19 protein-coding genes are annotated in these 19,275 nt (G+C 65.2%); 13 read left to right on the plus strand and 6 right to left on the minus strand.

Features of this window, described 5'->3' with window-relative positions; translation table 11 throughout:
* Positions 1-236: 236 nt before the first annotated feature.
* A complete protein-coding gene (locus tag AWJ14_RS07415; RefSeq protein WP_066176922.1) occupies positions 237-1,931 on the plus strand; it encodes an AMP-binding protein in 1,695 nt (564 codons plus the stop codon).
* Between the two features lie 11 nt (positions 1,932-1,942).
* Here the strand turns inward: AWJ14_RS07415 and AWJ14_RS07420 are convergent, their stop codons facing one another.
* The 3 genes from AWJ14_RS07420 to secA form a co-directional block, all read right to left on the minus strand.
* The gene (locus AWJ14_RS07420; protein WP_066176924.1) at positions 1,943-3,217 is read right to left on the minus strand and encodes a GNAT family N-acetyltransferase; all 1,275 of its coding nucleotides are present in this window, start codon (positions 3,215-3,217) and stop codon (positions 1,943-1,945) included.
* Between the two features lie 2 nt (positions 3,218-3,219).
* Entirely contained in the window at positions 3,220-4,641 is a 1,422-nt protein-coding gene (locus AWJ14_RS07425) for a lipopolysaccharide biosynthesis protein (protein WP_066176926.1), read from the minus strand.
* A gap of 212 nt (positions 4,642-4,853) precedes the next feature.
* A complete protein-coding gene (gene secA / locus AWJ14_RS07430; RefSeq protein WP_066176928.1) occupies positions 4,854-7,589 on the minus strand; it encodes a preprotein translocase subunit SecA in 2,736 nt (911 codons plus the stop codon).
* Between the two features lie 254 nt (positions 7,590-7,843).
* Between secA and AWJ14_RS07435 the strand changes: the two genes are divergently transcribed.
* The 6 genes from AWJ14_RS07435 to AWJ14_RS21870 all read left to right on the plus strand — a co-directional run bounded on the left by AWJ14_RS07435 (position 7,844) and on the right by AWJ14_RS21870 (position 11,886).
* A complete protein-coding gene (locus tag AWJ14_RS07435; protein WP_066176929.1) occupies positions 7,844-8,695 on the plus strand; it encodes a peptidylprolyl isomerase in 852 nt (283 codons plus the stop codon).
* A 61-nt stretch (positions 8,696-8,756) separates the two neighbouring features.
* On the plus strand, positions 8,757-9,998 hold the full coding sequence (gene argJ, locus AWJ14_RS07440) for a bifunctional glutamate N-acetyltransferase/amino-acid acetyltransferase ArgJ (RefSeq protein ID WP_066176930.1): 1,242 nt from the start codon (positions 8,757-8,759) through the stop codon (positions 9,996-9,998).
* Positions 9,979-10,803, plus strand: a complete 825-nt coding sequence (locus AWJ14_RS07445; protein WP_066176932.1) for a GNAT family N-acetyltransferase — start codon at positions 9,979-9,981, stop codon at positions 10,801-10,803. The genes argJ and AWJ14_RS07445 overlap by 20 nt, the downstream gene beginning before the upstream one ends.
* Complete coding sequence (mutT, locus tag AWJ14_RS07450) at positions 10,796-11,203, plus strand: 8-oxo-dGTP diphosphatase MutT (protein ID WP_066176984.1); 408 nt, start codon at positions 10,796-10,798, stop codon at positions 11,201-11,203. Before AWJ14_RS07445 ends, mutT begins: the two co-directional genes overlap by 8 nt.
* 142 nt (positions 11,204-11,345) lie before the next feature.
* On the plus strand, positions 11,346-11,669 hold the full coding sequence (locus AWJ14_RS07455; protein WP_066176935.1) for a hypothetical protein: 324 nt from the start codon (positions 11,346-11,348) through the stop codon (positions 11,667-11,669).
* 43 nt (positions 11,670-11,712) lie between these two features.
* On the plus strand, positions 11,713-11,886 hold the full coding sequence (locus tag AWJ14_RS21870) for a Flp family type IVb pilin (RefSeq protein WP_083220119.1): 174 nt from the start codon (positions 11,713-11,715) through the stop codon (positions 11,884-11,886).
* A 6-nt stretch (positions 11,887-11,892) separates the two neighbouring features.
* On the opposite strand, the gene AWJ14_RS21875 is transcribed toward AWJ14_RS21870, so the two are convergent.
* Together AWJ14_RS21875 and AWJ14_RS07470 are read right to left on the minus strand one after the other, a co-directional pair.
* Positions 11,893-12,841, minus strand: a protein-coding gene (locus AWJ14_RS21875; RefSeq protein ID WP_139112563.1) for an IS630 family transposase whose coding sequence is annotated in 2 segments (ribosomal slippage) — positions 11,893-12,504 and positions 12,506-12,841 — 948 coding nt in all. Because the reading frame shifts where the segments join, the coding sequence is not laid out codon by codon here.
* Positions 12,842-13,060: 219 nt separating this feature from the next.
* The gene (locus AWJ14_RS07470; protein ID WP_066176939.1) at positions 13,061-13,945 is read right to left on the minus strand and encodes a methyltransferase domain-containing protein; all 885 of its coding nucleotides are present in this window, start codon (positions 13,943-13,945) and stop codon (positions 13,061-13,063) included.
* 167 nt (positions 13,946-14,112) lie between these two features.
* On the opposite strand from AWJ14_RS07470, the gene AWJ14_RS07475 reads away from it, so the two are divergent.
* Genes AWJ14_RS07475 through AWJ14_RS07495 form a run of 5 tightly spaced genes read left to right on the plus strand, consistent with a single transcriptional unit; the run spans position 14,113 to position 16,995 of the window.
* The gene (locus tag AWJ14_RS07475; RefSeq protein WP_066176989.1) at positions 14,113-14,832 is read left to right on the plus strand and encodes a ComF family protein; all 720 of its coding nucleotides are present in this window, start codon (positions 14,113-14,115) and stop codon (positions 14,830-14,832) included.
* A 36-nt stretch (positions 14,833-14,868) separates the two neighbouring features.
* Positions 14,869-15,129: a glutaredoxin 3 gene (gene grxC, locus AWJ14_RS07480; RefSeq protein WP_066176941.1), complete on the plus strand. Its 261-nt coding sequence runs from the start codon at positions 14,869-14,871 to the stop codon at positions 15,127-15,129.
* 3 nt (positions 15,130-15,132) lie between these two features.
* On the plus strand, positions 15,133-15,984 hold the full coding sequence (locus AWJ14_RS07485) for a carbon-nitrogen hydrolase family protein (RefSeq protein ID WP_066176943.1): 852 nt from the start codon (positions 15,133-15,135) through the stop codon (positions 15,982-15,984).
* A complete protein-coding gene (locus AWJ14_RS07490; RefSeq protein WP_066176944.1) occupies positions 15,981-16,409 on the plus strand; it encodes a DUF1178 family protein in 429 nt (142 codons plus the stop codon). The genes AWJ14_RS07485 and AWJ14_RS07490 overlap by 4 nt, the downstream gene beginning before the upstream one ends.
* Position 16,410: 1 nt before the next feature.
* A complete protein-coding gene (locus tag AWJ14_RS07495) occupies positions 16,411-16,995 on the plus strand; it encodes a DUF3291 domain-containing protein (RefSeq protein WP_066176946.1) in 585 nt (194 codons plus the stop codon).
* Between the two features lie 39 nt (positions 16,996-17,034).
* On the opposite strand, the gene ubiG is transcribed toward AWJ14_RS07495, so the two are convergent.
* Positions 17,035-17,784, minus strand: coding sequence for a bifunctional 2-polyprenyl-6-hydroxyphenol methylase/3-demethylubiquinol 3-O-methyltransferase UbiG (gene ubiG / locus AWJ14_RS07500; protein ID WP_066176948.1), 750 nt, complete (start codon positions 17,782-17,784; stop codon positions 17,035-17,037).
* A 192-nt stretch (positions 17,785-17,976) separates the two neighbouring features.
* On the opposite strand from ubiG, the gene AWJ14_RS07505 reads away from it, so the two are divergent.
* Positions 17,977-19,251 (plus strand): aspartate kinase, encoded by a 1,275-nt coding sequence (locus tag AWJ14_RS07505; protein ID WP_066176949.1) that lies wholly within the window; start codon positions 17,977-17,979, stop codon positions 19,249-19,251.
* The last annotated feature ends 24 nt before the right edge of the window (positions 19,252-19,275 follow it).

Raw genomic sequence — 19,275 nt, forward strand, 5'->3', positions numbered from 1 at the left:
TTAGCGGCCGCCGGCGGCCCTGCTTTGACGGAGGTCAAAGCGGCGGAGTGGCGCCTGCATGATCGCCTGTTCCGGCGACTGTACGCCCGATGCTGCTCAAACCCTGATACAGATCGGTGACGCGAAAACCGGAGCGGCTCTTCATTCCTCCGGCTTCGCCTGATAGGAAACAGGCGGCGCCGGAACTTCCGCCCCCCGCGGGAAGGGTCCGGGCGCCTTCGCAAGGACCCTTGCCCATGTTTTTGCCCTCCGGAGAGAGCCTCGAAGACATTGCCGCACGGTTTTGCTGGGATGTCCCGGAGGATTTCAACATCGGCCGTGCCGTGTCCGATGCCTGGGCGGCGCGGGAGCCCGGGCGGATCTGCCTGGAACATTTTCATCCCGACGGACCGCCGGACCGGCTGAGCTACGAGGCGCTCGCGCGGCGATCGAATGCCTTTGCCCGGGGATTGCAGTCGCTCGGGGTGGAGCGCGGTGACCGGGTGGCGCTGATGCTGCCGCAGGGCTTCGAGACGGTCATCGCCCATGTCGCCATCTACAAGCTTGGCGCGATCGCGGTGCCGCTGGCGCTGCTGTTCGGTGTCGAGGCGGTCGAGCACCGGCTGCGCGCCGCGGGTGTCAAGCTGCTGGTCACCACTGCCGGCGGCCACGAGAAGGTGGCCGGGATCGCGGAGCGGCTGCCGGCGCTCGAGGCCGTGGTCGTAACGGGCGAGGGGGCGGCAGAGCTGAAGGGGGGCGCTCAGGCGGGCCTCGCCACGGCTGGCTTCACGGCGCTTGAGACAGCGCATCCGGATGCCCCGATTGAAATCCGGACCGGCGCCGATGATCCCGCGATGATGATCTTCACCTCCGGCACCACCGGGCCGCCAAAGGGGGCGCTGCATGGGCACCGGGTGCTGATCGGGCATATCCCCGGCGTGCAGACCCATCACGAATTCATGCCGCAGCCGGGCGACAGGCTCTGGACGCCGGCCGACTGGGCCTGGGCCGGCGGCCTGCTCAACGTGCTTCTGCCCGGGCTGTTGCTGGGCGTGCCGGTGGTCTCGTCGCGGGCGCAGAAATTCGATCCGGAACTGGCCTACCGGATCATGGCCGAGATGCGGGTGCGCAACGCCTTCATCCCGCCGACGGCGCTCCGGATCATGCGCACGGTCGCCGATCCGCTGTCGCGCCACCGGCTCGACCTGCGCACCATCGGCTCGGGCGGCGAGGCGCTGGGCCGCGAGACCTATGACTGGGCGAAGCAGGTGCTGGGCCTGACCATCAACGAGTTCTACGGCCAGACCGAGTGCAACCTGGTGCTCTCGTCCTCGGCGATCCTGGGCGTGAGCCGCGGCGGCGCCATCGGCAAGCCGGTGCCGGGGCACACCGTGGCGGTGATCGACGGCGAGGGCCGGGAGGTGGCCGACGGCGTGTCGGGCCAGATCGCGGTGAAACGCCCGGATCCGGTTATGTTTCTCGGCTACTGGCAGAACGAGGCAGCGACCGCCGCCAAGTTCATCGGCGACTGGATGGTGACCGGCGACCAGGGCGTGCGCGACGCCGAGGGCTATTTCTCGTTCTTCGGCCGCGATGACGACGTTATCACCTCGTCGGGCTACCGGATCGGCCCCGGCGAGATCGAGGACTGCCTGACCGGCCATCCGGCCGTGGCGCTGGCGGCCGTGGTGGGCAAGCCGGATGCGATGCGCACCGAGATCGTCAAGGCTTATATCGTTCCGGCCCCCGGCTTTGTGGCGGACCAGGCGCTGGCCTTGGAAATCCGCGATTGGGTGAAGACGCGGCTGTCGGCGCATGAATATCCGCGCGAGATCGATTTCGTCGACAGCCTGCCGCTGACGACCACCGGCAAGGTCGTCAGGCGGGTCCTGAGGGACCGTGCCATCGCCGAAGCGGCCGAAAGCGGGGTGGGAGAACCGTCAGGGTCCTGAGCACGTCCCGATCAGCGCCGGGCCATGCCGCGGATCTTCTCGCGGATCATTCGGGCGACGTTGCGGGTGTTGCGATAGATGTGAAGCTGGGTTGCGACCTGGCGCACATCGCGGTCGTGCCTGGGGCTGAGCCCCACCACCATGATTCCCATCGGTTCGCGTTCCGTCCACATCCGGCTCATCACCGGATGGTCGGGGACCGCGCAGGAATCGGTCCGGCGGATGTTGAGATCGTCGAGATGCCATTCGGTCAGCCGGTCCACCAGCAGCTTGCCCGGCGAATAGGCGGCATAGGTCTCGTTGTAGGCGGTTTTCCAGGTCCAGGCCTCGCCGGACGAGATGAAGACGATCATGGAGGCGATCGGCTCGTCATCGAGCGCGAGCGCGTGGATGCGGACGCTGTCGGTTTCGGCAAGCCCGTTGATTGCCTCGCGTGCGAAGGCGGCGCGATAGCGGTCGGCGACCATGGCCGACTTGCGCCGACCCTTCCAGCCCGAATCCTCGAGCGTCAGGAATTCTTCCAGATGATAGCGGATCTCCTCGGGCTGGCGGGCGACCATGTAGCTCAGTTCGCCATGTTCGGACAGGCGGCGCCACTGCCGGCGCATGTCCCGCCGGTGGTGCGACGACATGGAGCCGGCGAGATAGTCGGCGCCGTCGAGCGTGCTTTCGAGGAACGGGCGCTGGACTTCGTCGGTGACGGCAACCGAGAGGTTGCGGGCCGCCGCGACGGCGCGCACCAGGCCTGCCACCGGGCCGTTCAATCGCATGTCGGGCAGGACCAGGATGCCCGGTAGGCCCGACTCGGGACGGCTCAGCGCCTCAAGCATGTTGTCGAGCGTTTCCGCTGCATCCTCGCGGTCGAGCAGCGGCGTGCCCAGCGGCCCGAACGGATTGGCCCAGGCGCGGATGATGGAGGGGCCGACCGAAAAGCCGGGCTTTTCGACCGAGAAGGGCAAGAGCAGCCGCATCCTCGAGCGCGCCGGCGTTTCGTCGCGCATCAGCATCAGGCGAATGACCCTGTCTTCCAGGCGCGGCATGGCCGGTGCCAGGAACCGGCCCGAGAAGAAGATGTTCGGCTCCAGCGCGCGGTTGGTGAGGAAATCAAGTTCTTCCTGCAGGTCATAGCCCGCGCGCGCCGGATAGATCGCCAGATGCCGGCCCGGACGGCCGACTTCGATATCGGTTTCGGGCAGCGGCCGTGCGGCTTCGACCTCGGCGAGTTCGCCGATCATGGTGTTGGCCTGGCTCGCGGCCTGTTCATGGACGATGGGGCTGGAGGCCATGGCTATCCGGCCTCCGTTCCGGCGGGGCCGGTGCCGCGCGGCAGGCGGGCGGCGACGAACATGACGATGCCGAGCCGGCGCCGCACGATCAGGTGCAGCAGGGCGGCCTCGATCACCATGGCGGCGGCGGTGGCGGTGGCCGCCCCCAGCAGGCCCCAGAGGGGAATGAGGATCATGTTGAGCGCCAGATTGGCTGCGAGTGCGGTGGCATAGATTGCCGCGCAGATCTTGTGTTCCCCGGCCATCGTCAGCAGCACCTCGCCGGGGCCCACCATGGCCTTGGCGAGAATGCCCGCGAAAAGCACGACCATCACCATCTGGCCGGCCTCGAAGGCGGGGCCGAACAGTGAAAGCAGGAACGGGCCCGCCAGGATCACGAGTCCGCCCACCAGCAGCGAGGGCCAGAAGGTCCAGCGCACGGTCTGGCGGGCAAAATCGGCAAGGGCGGACCGCTCTGCGCCCGAGACCAGGCTCGAGAAGCGCTGCGCGGCCGCGGCCTTGACCGCGAAATAGACGAAATGCACCAGCGCCATGGTCTTGGCGGCGGCAAAATAGACGGCGACCTTGTCCGGCGGCAGGTAGAGCCCGACGATGATGACATCGGAATTGGTGAGCATGAAGTAGAAGCCCTCGATCAGGAAGATCGGGAAGGCGACCACGAGCCAGGTCCTGAAGTGGATTTCGACGCGGCGGGCCGGATAGCGGCGGCTGAGCTTGCGGGTGACCAGCAGGAACTGGACGATGCTTGTCAGATAGGCCGCCGCCAGCGCGGCGACGATGGCGGTATTGGCGTCGGCCACATGCCCAAAGCCGATGGCTCCGGCGACGAAAGCGAGGATGAGCAGCGGGCGGACGATATAGGTCGGCCCCAGCGCATGGAAGGTCCAGCCATTGGCGCGCGCGGTGCCGTCGAGCACGTCGCCGAGCGCGATCATCGGTAGAACGAACGCGCCAATGAACAGCGGCTGCACATAGTGGGATTCGATCCTGTCGCCGAGCAGGGAGAGGGCGGCGATGCCGGTCGCGGCAATCAGCGTGGCCGAGACCAGCGCGAAGACGCGCGCCGTCGCCGTCAGCCCGCGGATGGCTTCATCTGCGCCGGCGTTGCGGTATTGCGGCAGGAACCGGATCACGGCGGTGTGGAAGCCGAGGCATGACAGGTTGCCGAGAATGACGGCGATGACCCAGACGAAGACGAACACGCCGTACTCGAATTCGCCCATCAGCCGCGCGAGCAGGATCTGCGAGACGAAGGCGATCGCGGCGCTGACGACCCGGATCGCAAAGGCGGTCATGGCCATGCGGCTGGCGGCACTGGTCTCGTCGGATGCGAGGAGGACCTGGGTGAGACGCCCCAACAGCGGCGCCAGCCGCGCGGCATAGCGCGGCGGCAGTATCTTGCCCGCTGTATCGATCACCGTCATGGTCAGGCTTCTATCCCGTTGTTACGCCAGCATCTTGTCATGGCGACGTTAAGAAACCGTATGGGCGCGCAGGCGCGGCTGTCGCGAGCACGAACATCGGTCGCCCCGGGTCTGAACCGCAGACCCGGAAGGGCGAATTCAGGACCTGAAAACGCATCGACCCCGCCTGTCCTGGGGGGCAGGCGGGGTCGGAAGAAGGCTGGTCCGAAGGCTCAGAAGGAGCCGTGGCAGTGCTTGTATTTCTTGCCCGATCCGCAGGGGCAGGGCTCGTTGCGCCCGACCTTGCCCCAAGTCGATTCGTCGGCGGGGTCGCGGTCTTCCGGTGCGACGACCTGGGAGGCGAGCTGCACGCCTCCGGCGCCACCGCCGTTGCCCGGGGCGAATTCGTCTTCGCCGGTCGAGGCGTCGACATGGTGGGCTTCCATGCCCTCGGGCAGCGAGGGTTCCGGCGTCTCGGCGGCCTCGCGCACGATCTCGACGCGCATCAGCTGCGCCATCACGGCCTGGCGCAGGTTGGCCAAGAGTGCCTGGAACAGCTCGAAGGCTTCGGACTTGTATTCCTGCAGCGGGTCGCGCTGGGCGTAGCCGCGGAAGCCGACCACCGAGCGCAGGTGGTCGAGATTGACGAGATGCTCCCGCCACAGATGGTCAAGCGTCTGCAGAACCACCGATTTCTCGACATAGGCCATGATCTCGGGGCCGAACCGCTCGGCACGTTCCTTGGCGAGCTTGTCGCTGGCCTCGATGATGCGGTGGCGGATGTCGTCCTCGGCGATGCCTTCTTCGGCGGCCCACTCCTCGATCGGCAGATCGAGATTGAGATAGGTCTGCACGCCCTTCTTGAGCTCGGCCACGTTCCACTGTTCGGCATAGGCGCGCTCGGGAATATGCAGCGTCACCAGCCCGTCGATGACTTCGCGGCGCATGTCCTCGATGGTTTCGGCAATCGATTCCGAATCCATCAGTTCCTTGCGCTGCTCGAACACCACCTTGCGCTGGTCGTTCATCACGTCGTCGAATTTCAGGAGGTTCTTGCGGATGTCGAAGTTGCGGGCCTCGACCTTCTTCTGCGCGCGTTCGAGCGCCTTGTTGATCCAGGGGTGGATGATCGGCTCGCCATCCTTCAGCCCCAGCGTCTTGAGCATGCTGTCCATGCGCTCGGAGCCGAAGATGCGCATCAGGTCGTCCTGCAGCGACAGGAAGAACTTGGAGCGGCCCGGGTCGCCCTGACGGCCGGAGCGGCCGCGCAGCTGGTTGTCGATGCGGCGGCTTTCGTGGCGCTCGGTCGCGAGAACGTAAAGCCCGCCGGCGGCCAGCGCCTTGTTCTTGAGCTCCTGCACCTCGGCGCGGATCTGCTTTTCCTTCGCGTCGCGCTCGGGGCCTTCCGGCATGTCGCCGAGTTCCTGGGCGACGCGCATGTCGGCGTTGCCGCCGAGCTGGATGTCTGTGCCGCGGCCGGCCATGTTGGTGGCAATGGTGATCGCGCCGGGAACGCCGGCCTGGGAGACGATATAGGCTTCTTGCTCGTGATAGCGGGCATTGAGCACGTTGAAATCGGTGACGCCTTCCTTGCGCAGCAGGTCGGCGAGCAGTTCCGATTTCTCGATCGAGGTGGTGCCTACCAGCACCGGTTGCTGCTTCTCGCGCGACGCCTTGATGTCGGCGATGATCGCCTGGTACTTTTCCTCGACCGTCCGGTAGACCTCGTCATCCTCGTCGATACGCGCGATCGGCACGTTGGTCGGCACTTCCACCACTTCGAGACCGTAGATGTCGCCGAATTCCTCGGCTTCGGTCGAGGCCGTGCCGGTCATGCCGGCAAGCTTGGAATACATGCGGAAGTAGTTCTGGAAAGTGATCGAGGCCAGCGTCTGGTTTTCCGGCTGGATGCGCACGCCTTCCTTGGCTTCGAGCGCCTGGTGCTGGCCTTCGGAGTAGCGCCGGCCCGGCATCATGCGTCCGGTGAACTCGTCGATGATGACGATTTCGTCGTTGCGGACGATGTAGTCCTTGTCGCGGGTGAACAGGCGATGGGCCTTGAGCGCGTTGTTTATGTGGTGGACCACGGCGACGTTTTCGACGTCGTAGAGCGATTCACCCTTGAGCATCCCGGCCTCGGCCAGCATCGCCTCGAGTTTCTCGGTGCCGGTCTCGGTGAAGGTCGCCGAGCGCTGCTTTTCGTCGATCTCGTAATCGTCCGGCTCGAGCTTCTGGATCAGGGTGTCGATGCTGTTGTAGAGGTCCGAACGGTCGTCGAGCGGGCCGGAGATGATCAGCGGCGTGCGCGCCTCGTCGACCAGGATCGAGTCGACCTCGTCGACGATCGCATAATTGTGGCCGCGCTGGACCATCTGGGCGCGGTCATATTTCATGTTGTCGCGCAGATAGTCGAAGCCGAGTTCGTTGTTCGTGGCATAGGTGATGTCGCAGGCATAGGCCTCGCGCCGCTCGTTGTCGTCCATGCCGTGCACGACGATGCCGGTGGTCAGCCCCAGGAACCGGTAGATCCGCGCCATCCATTCGGCGTCGCGGCGGGCGAGGTAGTCGTTGACGGTGACGACATGCACGCCTTTGCCCGGCAGTGCATTGAGGTAGACCGCCAGCGTGGCGACCAGCGTCTTGCCTTCACCGGTCTTCATTTCGGCGATGGCGTTTTCGTTGAGGATCATGCCGCCGATCAGCTGGACGTCGAAAGGTCGCAGCCCGATGGCGCGGCGCGAGGCCTCGCGCACGGTCGCAAAGGCTGGAACCAGAAGGTCGTCGAGCGCGACGCCCTGGGCAAGCTGCTCGCGGAACTGGAGGGTGCGGGCCGCGAGATCCGCATCGCTGAGCGCCTTGAGCTCGGGCTCAAGGGCATTGATGGCGGCGACCTTTGGCTGATAGGCCCGGATGCGGCGGTCGTTTGACGAGCCGAACAATTTGCGGGCGATTGCGCCGAGCTTGACCATTACTATGGTCCTTTCCTGGGCTGCGCTTGTGGCAGGGCTGACACCGGCGCTGGCCTGCGACCGGCAGAAACGAATGGATAAACGCCGTCTCGAAAGCCCCCATCGGGTGAAAGCTGTCTGGACGGACGGTTGGCTGACAGATAAGAGGGGGTTCGGACGATGTCAACGGCGGCGAAAGCCCGTCTTCAGGCGGCCCAATTCCTCATGTAGACGGTCGGGCGCCCGCAACAAGCCTCATAACGAAAGGTCAACTCATGCGTCTATCGCAGCTAGCAGCCACGCTTCTCCTCACTTCAATTGCCTTTGCGCCGCTTCAGGCCCATGCCGCAGACGAAGCCGATCCGGTGGTGGCGACCGTCGGGGGCGTCGACATTCTCGCCTCGGAACTGGCTATGGCCGAGGGCGACCTTGATCCCCAGTTCGCCCGCCTGCCGGAAGTCCAGCGCCGGACTGCAGCGCTTGCGGCCGTGATCGACATCAAGACGCTTGCGCGCAAGGCCGAGGCCGAAAAGCTCGATGAGACCGAGGACTTCAAGAAGCAGATGGCATTCCAGCGCGACCGCGCGCTGCACAACGCGATCTTCAAGTCCGAAGTGGTGGATCCCGTCTCCGAAGCCGACCTGAAGGCGCGCTACGAGAAGGAAATCGCCGCCGTTCCCGCGGAAGAGGAAATCAGCGCCCGCCATATCCTGCTGAAGACCGAGGAAGAGGCCAAGGCCGTGATCGCCGAACTCGATGCAGGCAAGGACTTCGCGGAACTCGCCAAGGAGAAGTCGACCGGCCCGAGCGCCGACCAGGGCGGCGATCTCGGCTATTTCACCAAGGGCCGCATGGTTCCCGAGTTCGAGGCCGTGGCTTTTGCCCTCAAGCCCGGCGAATATTCCAAGGAGCCGGTGCAGACCCAGTTCGGCTGGCATGTCATCAAGCTGGAAGACCGTCGCGAAGCCGCTCCGCCGTCCTATGAGGAAGTGGCCGACCAGGTGCGCCAGTTGGTGATGCGCGAACGTTATGGCGACCTGCTCAAGAAGGCACGGGCAGAGACCGAGATCGAAGTTCTCGATCCGGAGCTGAAAACCACCTACGAAGCTCTCAGCCAGCAGCAATAGCCATCTTTCCCGGCCGGGTTGCGGGGCAACCGGGCCGGGGCTTCGTTCAGAGGAACCTTCCATGTCGACCGACATCTCGCCGCTTGCTCCGAAGACCTATGCAGAACTGCCCGCGATCGAGGGCGTGCGCATCGAAACCGCCGCCGCCGGCATCAAGTACAAGGGGCGGACGGATGTGATGCTGATGGTGTTCGACCGGCCTGCGGCGGTGGCGGGCGTGTTCACGACATCGAAATGCCCGTCGGCTCCGGTCGATTTCTGCCGCGCCAATCTCGGTGGCGGCAAGGCGCGCGCGCTGGTGGTCAATTCCGGCAACGCCAATGCCTTTACCGGCCAGAAGGGACGGGCGGCCACGGAGCTGACCGCCCGTTCTGCCGCGGCTGCCGTCGGCTGTTCGGAAAATGAAGTGTTCCTTGCCTCGACCGGGGTGATCGGCGAACCTCTGGACGCGAGCAAGTTCGCGACCGTGCTCAATGACATGACCGCGAGCGCGAGCGGCGACCGCTGGCTCGACGCGGCGCGCGCGATCATGACCACCGATACCTATCCGAAGGTGGCGACCCGGACCGCGCGGATCGACGGGGTAACGGTCACCCTCAACGGCATCGCCAAGGGTGCCGGGATGATCGCGCCCGACATGGCCACCATGCTCTCCTTTATCGTCACCGACGCCGATATCGCTCCGGCGGTGCTGCAGGCGATGCTCGGCCGTCACGTCGGCTCGACCTTCAATGCGGTCACGGTGGACAGCGACACCTCGACATCGGATACGCTTCTGGCGTTTGCCACCGGTGCTGCGGCGGGCCGCGGCGCCGGCAGGATTGCCGAAGTGGGCGACGCGCGCGGCCGCGCCTTCTCGAAGGCGCTGTCGAGCCTGATGGAGGATCTGGCGCTGCAGGTGGTCCGTGACGGCGAAGGCGCCCGCAAGCAGGTCGAGATCACCGTCACCGGCGCGGCGTCGGCGAGGGCTGCCGGCCGCATCGCCCGTTCGATCGCCAATTCGCCGCTGGTCAAGACCGCGATCGCCGGCGAGGATGCCAATTGGGGCCGGATCGTCATGGCGGTGGGCAAGGCCGGCGAGCAGGCCGAACGCGACAGGCTCGCGATCTGGTTCGGTGACGTGCGCGTGGCGGTCGATGGCGAACGCGATCCCGCCTACAGCGAGGCTGCCGCCTCCGAAGTGATGAAACGCGATGAAATTGCCATCCGGGTCGATCTCGGCATCGGCCGCGGCAAGGCCCGGGTCTTTACCTGCGACCTGACCAAGGCCTATGTCGAAATCAATGGTGACTACCGCAGCTGAGTGCGCTGCGGACAATGCCGAAGAAGGGCCCCCTTTGCCAAACCTTGCCATTGTCAGAAGGCTTGAAGCCGTCGGATTTCGTGCCTGGCCCGCGGCCTCGATCCAGTATGACGGCAGCTGGCAGATCAGGCTGACCGCCGGGCATCCCTCGAAACGGCTCAATTCCGTCAATCCGCTCGACCCGTCCGACCACGACGATATCGAGATCCGCATCGAACGGGCCGCACGGCGTTTCGATTCCTATGACCGGCCGCTGGTGTTCCGGCAGACGCCGCTGGCGCCGAAGCCGCTCGAGGCCCATCTCGACGCGCATGGCTGGCGCCGCTTCGACGAGACCATCGTCATGACAGGCAGGATCGACGCGCTCGATATCGATGGCGGCATGGACCACCTGCCGCTCAAGGATGTGGGCCGCTATGTCGATGCCTCGATTGCCGTGCATGGCCGCGATCCCGCGCTCAAGCCGGGGCTGACGGAGGTGCTGAGCGCAATCCGTCCGCCGAGCGGGCTGTTCGTGCTCGAGGAGGAAGCCACAGGACCGCTGTCGACGGCGCTGTGCGTGCATGACAACGATCTCGCCGGACTGTTCGAACTCGCCACGCGACAGGATGTCCGGCGCGCGGGCTATGGTCGCGATGTCATCCGGGCGGCGTTGCGCTGGGCCCGCCATCGCGGCGCGCAGACCGCCTGGCTGCAGGTCGAAAGCGCGAACATCCCCGCTGTGGCGCTCTACAAGGGGCTGGGGTTCGGCGAGGTCTATCGCTACGCCTATCGCCAGAAACCGAATGGTGGATCCGATGACTGAGAAGAAGATCATCCTGGTTGCCGCCTGCGCGCTGGTCGACGCCGACGGGCGGGTGCTGCTGACCCAGCGCCCCGAGGGCAAGAAGCTTGCGGGCCTCTGGGAGTTTCCCGGCGGCAAGGTGGAAGCTGGGGAGACGCCGGAAGAGGCGCTGATCCGTGAACTTGCCGAAGAGATCGGCGTGACCACGAAGGAATCCTGTCTGGCGCCGCTCACTTTCGCGAGCCACGGCTATGACGGTTTTCATCTGCTGATGCCGCTGTTCGTCTGCCGCCGCTTCGAGGGGACGGCGCGGGGGCTTGAGGGGCAGGCGCTCAAATGGGTGAGGCCGCGAGAGATGCGCGATTATCCGATGCCGCCGGCGGACGAGCCGCTGATCCCCTATCTGATCGACCTTCTCTAAGGTTTCCGGCGGGAAGCCCGGCGTCCGGGGCTGCGGCATTCGTTAAAATGCGAGCGGTCGCGTTAGCGTTAATGAAACTTCAATTCCCTTCGCGCAAGATCGGGCAAGTGACCGATCCGTGCGGAGTGTCAGTGAGGGTTTCATGGCAGACAGCGATTTCTGGATGACGGTGATGGACAGGGACGGGCAGAAGGCTTCGCCCAGGCGCTATGGCGCGGTTCGTGTGGCACTCGTGTTCGGAACCCTGGCTGTTGCGGTCGCGACCCTGCTTACCCCGGTCCTTGCCGGCCGGACGCCGTCGGCGCGGGTCGCATGGTCCACTGACCAGTACGACACGATCACCACCGGATCGATCCCGCAGCGCTCGAGAAACGCCGTCTATACGGTGCGCACATCGATCCTGCAGGACAGCCCCGGCGCCTTGTGCATCATTCAATCCAACGGGACGGAGTCCGGAGACTGCTGATCCGGATGTTCTGGAATTCACACTGTCGAGAGCGGGCGCCTTCATGAAATCACTGGCCTACAAATTCCTGAGCGATGAAGGCGGCGCCACGGCGGTGGAATACGGACTGATTGCTTCGTTGATCCTGGTGGCCCTGATCGGCGGCCTCGCCTCGGTCGGCAACGCCATCAACAGCACGCTAGGCACCACCGCGCAGCATATCGAGAACAGCCACTAGAGCATTTCATGTTTTGACGGAAGCATATCCGGCGTTGGTGAGATAATTCGCGCATTCTTGGGGTTGAATTGTTTTGATCAACCTGCCGATGTGGCGCCATGTGTCGTCGATGGTTCGCTTTTGTGCGAGACGCATCCAGTGCTTGATCTTGGAAAAGGCCTGTTCGATCGGATTGAGATCGGGCGAGTACGGCGGCAGGAACCACAGCCTCGCACCGGCGGCTTTGATGCTCTGGCGGACAGCCGCCGCCTTGTGGCTGCCGAGATTGTCCATGATGACGATGTTGCCCGGCTTGAGGATGGGGACCAGTTGCTGTTCGACATAGGCTCGAAAGCACTGGCCGTTGATCGGCCCGTCGAAGACGCATGGCGCCGTCAGCCGGTCATTCCTCAGCGCCCCCAGAAATGTCAGCGTGCGCCAGTGGCCGTGCGGCGCAAACGCCCGCAGACGCTTGCCTTTTGGTCCCCAGCCCCTGATGGGCGTCATGTTGGTCTTGATCCAGGTCTCGTCAATAAAGACGAGGCGTTCAGGATCAAGATGATGTTGCAAGGCCTTCCATCGCTCTCGTCGGCGGGCGACATCGGCACGCGCCTGTTCAAGGGCAAACAGTGTTTTTTTTGAAGCGCAGCCCCTCGCTGCGGATGAATTCCCAGATCGTGTTGTGGGAGACGACAATGCCTCGTGATGCCAGCTCGGCCTTCAGGCCATGCAGCGTCAGATGCGGGTTCTGATTGAGCCGTTCGGCAATGAAGCCGCGATGTGGCTCAAGAATGCGTTTGCGATGGCCGCCCATCTTGCCAGGGCGAACAGATCCCGTCGCGCGATAGCGCTGCGACCACTTCACCACCGAAGAGACGGCGACCTCGAAACGCGCGGCGACAGCTCGACTGCTTTCGCCGTTCAACACCGCTGCAACAACACGCTCACGAAGATCATTCGATAAAGGTGCGGTCATGAGATGCTGGCCTCCATCCAGCCAGCCTCACTGAATCAGAACAAAGCCGATTTGGGAATCCGGTCCGATTCAGAAAAGGATGAAAATGCTCTAATCCCGTTCATTCCGGTCCTGACCGGTGCCCGGTTGCGCAAGCGACATGCGTCGTTCCGGCGGGCGCTGTCACTCATCCGGGGAGGCGGACCTTCCCTTGCGGGTCCGCGCGGCATGCACGATGCCCTATCGGGGCAGTTTCCGTTCCGGGGTGCGCAGCGCATCGGCAAGCCGGGTTCGGGCCGACCCGGGTCGCAGCGGCTTCTGCTGGCTTTCGTGCGGAGCCCAGCCGGACAGGTGAATGATCGAGAAGCTGGCGCGGATGCGCCCGTCGGGGTCCGAGAAGCGCTCGGCATAGATCTGGGCGGCGCGCAGGAACAGCGACCGGCCGACCGGTACCCGGCTTCGGTTGACCAGGAACGACGTCATGCCCATGGCGCGCAGGTCGCGCAGCAGCCCGAACATGTCCGCATACCTGACGGTGACGCTCTCGACATCGGTGACCGGCAGCGTGAAGCCGGCGCGTTGCAGCAAGGCTCCGTAATCCCGGATATCGGCGAAGGGATGGACCCGGGCGCTGGCGCCGCCGGTCAGTTCGCTTTCCGCTGCAAGCAGGCTTTCGCGCAACTCGCCAAGCGTGCCCGCGCCGGGCGTGGCTGCAAGCAGCAGCCCATCGGGCCTGAGCGCACGCCGCATCTGCACCAGCACGCCCGGGGTGTCGTTGGTGGCGTGCAGCGCCAGCGGCGAGACGATCAGGTCGGCACTTTCCGGCTTGAGCGGCACATGGTCTGGGGAGGCGAGCTTCGTCGCGCCGGGATCGAGGCCAGGGAGCGGGCACAGGTCGACGTGATCGAACGCAGCCGTCTTGCCGGTGGCCATCATCATCTGTGCCGCAAGGGCGAGGCCGCCATGGACCTGCACCGGATGCTCGAACCTGCGCTCGACCACCATCAGCCGATCGGCCATGTCCTCGGCGACCCGTCGCAAAAGGAAATCCGCGCCCGGCTGCGCCGCCGCGAGGGCACGCTGCCTGCGCTCAAGCATGAGGGTGTGGTCGAAGAGCCGGTCCATGATCCGATCCGCTGGATGAAGTCCGGCTCGCTTGTTGGATGGAATGGCGGTAAAGTCAACCAATGGAGTTTTTGGGACCCCGTGACACGGATGCGCGGCAGTCAGGCCTGTTCGGCAAGCCGAAGCACTGGCTGAAGGTCTCCGCGCGCCGGTTGTCCGGACGTCTGATGGATTTCGTCTATCCGCCCCTGTGCGCCGGCTGCGGGACCATGACCGGCCAGCCCGGGGCTCTGTGCGCCGCATGCTGGGAGACGGTGCGCTTCATCGAAAGGCCCTATTGCGACATCACCGGCATGCCGTTCAGCCACGACCGCGGCGAAGGCATGGTCTCGCCCGAGGCGATCGCCAATCCGCCGCTCTACCACCGGGCGCGGGCGGCGGTGTTTCATGACGGGGTGGCGCGCAAGATCGTCCATGGCCTCAAATATGCCGACCGCTCCGACCTGTGCGCGATGATGGCGGGCTGGATGGCACGGGCCGGGCGCGACGTGATCGACGACAGCGATGTGATCGTGTCCGTTCCGCTGCACCGCTTCAGGCTGGTAGCGCGGCGCTACAACCAGTCGGCGGAACTCGCGCGCGCGCTGTCCCGGCTCACCGGAAAGCCGTTCCTGGCCGGGGCGATGCGCCGTCACCGGGCCACGCGCCAGCAGGTGGGGCTGGGCCTGAGGGCGAGGCAGGACAATGTCCGCGGCGCATTCTCGGTCCCGCCCGTCCAGGCGCCGCGCCTGCTCGGCATGAAGGTGCTGCTGGTCGACGACGTGTTCACCACCGGTTCGACGGTGGAGGCTGCGACCCGCGCGCTGCTGCGCTCCGGCGCCCGGCAGGTCGACGTGCTCACCTTTGCCAGGGTTGCAAGCCAAGGCGATGAAACCCTATATGCCTGACAGGCCGCTGGCGCGGCACAATATCTGGAGACCGGAATGGCTGATGTAATTCTTTATACCCGACAGGCTTGCGGATACTGCACGGCCGCCAAGCGTCTCTTGGACTCCAAGGGCGTGAGCTATACCGAGCACGACGCGACGTTCTCGCCAGAGCTGAGGCAGGAGATGACGGCCAAGGCGCACGGGCGCACCACCTTTCCGCAGATCTTCATCGATGGCTTGCATATCGGAGGCTGCGACGAGTTGCATGCGCTCGACCGCGCCGGCAAGCTCGACACGATGCTGAAGGGAGCGTGAACCATGGCTGAGCTGGTCGCTGCCGCCGTGCAGATGCGCTCGGGCGTCTCGCCGGAGGCGAATATCGCGGTGATGACGGAGCTGGTGCGGGACGCCGCCTCGCGGGGCGCGCGCTATGTGCAGACGCCTGAGATGACCGGCGCCATCCAGAAGGACCGCGCCGGGCTCAAGCGGATCCTGAAGACCGAAGCGGAAGATCCGGTGCTGCGCGCGGCATCCGACCTCGCGCGCGAGCTCGGCATCTGCCTGCATATCGGCTCGACGGCGATCGATGCCGGCGATGGCATGACCGCGAACCGGGCGGTGGTTTTCGGTCCCGATGGCGGCGTGCTCGGTCGCTACGACAAGATCCACATGTTCGATGTCGACCTCGACAATGGCGAGAGCTGGCGCGAAAGCGCGGTCTACCGTCCGGGCGAAGTGGCCCGCATCCTCGATGTCGAAGGGGCGCGGCTCGGGCTCGGCATCTGCTATGACATCCGCTTCCCGCAGCTGTTCCGCGACCTCGCCCTGGCGGGCGCCGATATCCTGAGCGCGCCGGCGGCCTTCACCCGGCAGACCGGCGAAGCGCACTGGCACGTGCTGCAGCGTGCCCGCGCGATCGAAAACGGCGCCTTCCTGATCTCGGCGGCCCAGGGCGGGCGGCACGAGGACGGACGCGAAACCTATGGGCATTCGCTGATCATCGATCCCTGGGGACGGGTGATCGCGGAGGCGGACGGCGACGAGCCGGGCGTGATCGTGGCAACGCTCGCCCTGGACGCGGTCAAGGCTGCGCGCGCCAAAATTCCCAATCTCCGCAATGCCAGGCAGTACAGTGTTGATGCGGGAGCGAAAGGAGCGCACGGGGCGTGATCCGGTTCTCTTTGCAGTGCGACAAGGACCACGGCTTCGAGGGCTGGTTTGCATCCAATGCCGATTTCGAGGCCCAGAACCGGCGTGGGCTCGTGGAGTGTCCGCTGTGCGGTTCGCACACCGTTGAGAAGGCCTTGATGGCGCCTGCGGTGGTGGCCAAGCAGGAGGCCCCGGCCACCCGGCCGCTGGCCATGGACCCGCACCAGCGCGAGGTGATGCAGAAGCTCCGCGAGATGGTCAAGGCGATCCGGCAGAATGCCGAGGACGTGGGCGAGCGGTTCGCCGAAGAAGCGCGCAAGATCCATCTGGGCGAGGCGGAAGCCCGCGGCATCATCGGGCAGGCCTCCAGCGAGGAAGCGAGATCGCTGATCGAGGATGGCATCGAGATCGCGCCGCTGCCGGAATTTCCCGAGGACCTGAGCTAGGATGCCGTCCGGGGCAAGGCATCTGGCGATGTACAATTTCGGGCTTCACGTGGCGGATTATAACGCGCCTGAAGTCCGCGGTTTCCTGTTGCGCGAACCGTTGAACTTCCAGGCCGCCGAACGGGCGGCGGGCTTTGTCGGCCGCTCCGGCTATGCCGGCGAATCCGGCCCGGAAAGCTGGGGCGTGCAGGTGTTTCCGCGATTCATAGAGGGCAGCGGCCGCGAGAGCGGTCCTTCCTCGCTGTCGCTCTGGGAGGATATCGAGAGCCTGATGGCCTTTTCCTACAGCGGCGTGCATGCCGAAGCGCTCAAGAACGCCCGCAACTGGAACACCCGGAATGACTGGCCGCCCCTGGTGCTGTGGTGGGTCGAGGCGGGCCATCGGCCGAACTGGGCGGAAGGGGCGGCGAAGCTCGAACGGCTGCACGACCTCGGTCCCGGACCGGAGGCATTCACCTTCAAGCAGGCTTTCGGCCGGGCCGGAGAGAGCCATGCCATCGACCGGGCGCGCGTGAAGGCGCTTGCCGAAAGCAACCGGGCAAGACAGGCCGACCTGCTCGCGCAGCTTGCCCATATCCCGGTGTGACCCCGATCAGGCTGTCGGGGTGGAGGCCTTGCGGCGCGCTCAGGCCTTCGGGCGTTCGGCCAGCATCATGTAGTTGACGTCCATGTCGCGCGAGAGGTTCCACCGGTCCTGCAAGGGATTGAAGAACACCCCGGTGCGATGAATGATGGACATTCCCGACGCGGAAAGCGGCCGCTCGATTTCTTCCGGCCGCACCAGCCTTTCATACTGGTGGGTGCCGCGCGGCAGCCAGCGCAACACATATTCGGCACCAACGATGGCCAGCGCCATGGCCTTGAGCGTCCGGTTGATGGTGGCGACGAACATCAGCCCGCCCGGCTTGACCATGTCGGCGCAGGAGGAGAGGAACAGGTCGACATCGGAGACATGCTCGACCACTTCCATGTTCAGCACCACGTCGAATTTCTCGCCGCGGGCGGCGAGTTCCTCGGAGGTTACCGCCTCATAGGTCACGTCGACGCCGCTCTGGCGGGCATGAATGGAGGCGACCTCGATATTGGTGCGCGAGGCGTCGGCGCCGAGCACCTCGGCCCCCATCCGCGCCATCGGTTCGCACAAGAGACCGCCACCGCAGCCGATGTCGAGCAGGCGCAGGCCGGCGAGCGGCTTGTCGCTCTTGGGGTCCCGGCCGAAATGGCTGGCGATCTGGTCGCGGATATAGGTCAGCCGCACCGGATTGAACTTGTGCAGCGGACGGAACTTGCCGGTAGGATCCCACCAGTCGGCCGCCATCGCCGAAAAACGTTCCACTTCGCTCTGGTCAATGGTTGTCCGTGCGGCTTCGGTCATCGGTTTCTCCGGCGTTGAATGGTGGGTAATCAACTCGTGCGTCGGGGCGATCTTGTCAAGGGCCGCAGACGTCGCAGCATCCCTGCTGTTGCAGGGCGCGGGAAATATGGCTATGAGACCGCCACCTTCCGCTCCGGAAACCCGGGGCGGTTTTCCTTGCCCGGAAACGGGTTAGCCATCGGATAGATCAACATGGCCCGCATCGTGATGAAGTTTGGCGGCACCTCGGTTGCCGATCTGGACCGGATCCACAACGTCGCCCGGCATGTCAAACGTGAAGTTGACGCCGGAAACCAGGTGGCCGTCGTGGTTTCGGCCATGGCCGGCAAGACCAACGAGCTGGTCGGCTGGGTTCAGGCCATGCCGAAGGTCGCCGGCGCCAAGGCCTCGTTCTACGACGCGCGCGAGTATGACGCGATCGTCGCCTCCGGGGAGCAGGTGACCAGCGGGCTGCTTGCGATCGCGCTGCAGTCGATGGGCGTGGATGCCCGGTCGTGGCAGGGCTGGCAGATTCCGGTGAAGACGGACAATGCCCACGGGGCGGCGCGCATCCTCGATATCGACGGCAGCGAACTGATCCGCCGCTTCGAAATGGGCCAGGTCGCCGTGGTCGCCGGCTTCCAGGGCGTCGGGCCCGACAACCGGCTGGCAACGCTCGGCCGTGGCGGCTCGGACACCAGCGCGGTTGCGATCGCCGCGGCCGTCAAGGCCGACCGTTGCGACATCTACACCGATGTCGACGGCGTCTACACCACCGACCCGCGCATGGTCCCCAAGGCGCGGCGCATGAAGAAGATCGCGTTCGAGGAGATGCTGGAAATGGCGTCGCTCGGCGCCAAGGTGCTGCAGGTCCGCTCCGTCGAGCTGGCGATGGTGCACAAGGTCAGGACCTTCGTGCGGTCGAGTTTCGACGATCCGGACGCGCCTGAAATGAGCGATCAGCTCAACCCGCCCGGAACTCTCATTTGCGACGAGGAAGAAATCGTGGAACAGGAAGTCGTTACCGGCATTGCCTATGCAAAGGACGAAGCGCAGATTTCTCTGAGGCGGCTTGCCGACCGGCCGGGTGTGTCTGCGGCGATCTTCGGGCCTCTGGCCGATTCCCATATCAATGTCGACATGATCGTGCAGAACATTTCCGAGGACGGGTCGCGCACCGACATGACCTTTACCGTGCCCTCTGGCGATGCCGACAAGGCGCTCGAGGTCCTGGCCGGCGAGAAGGACGTCATCGGCTATGACGTGGTGCAGAGCGAATCAGGTCTCGCCAAGATCTCGGTGATCGGCATCGGCATGCGCAGCCATGCCGGCGTGGCCGCGACCGCGTTCAAGGCGCTTGCCGAAAAGTCGATCAACATCAAGGCGATCACCACGTCCGAGATCAAGATTTCGATCCTGATCGACGGGGCCTATGCCGAACTTGCGGTTCGGACTTTGCATTCGGTCTACGGTCTCGATAAGACTTAGGCCGACGGGCAAGATCAAAACGGC

Source organism: Parahoeflea olei, from assembly GCF_001703635.1.
Taxonomy (GTDB): domain Bacteria; phylum Pseudomonadota; class Alphaproteobacteria; order Rhizobiales; family Rhizobiaceae; genus Hoeflea; species Hoeflea olei.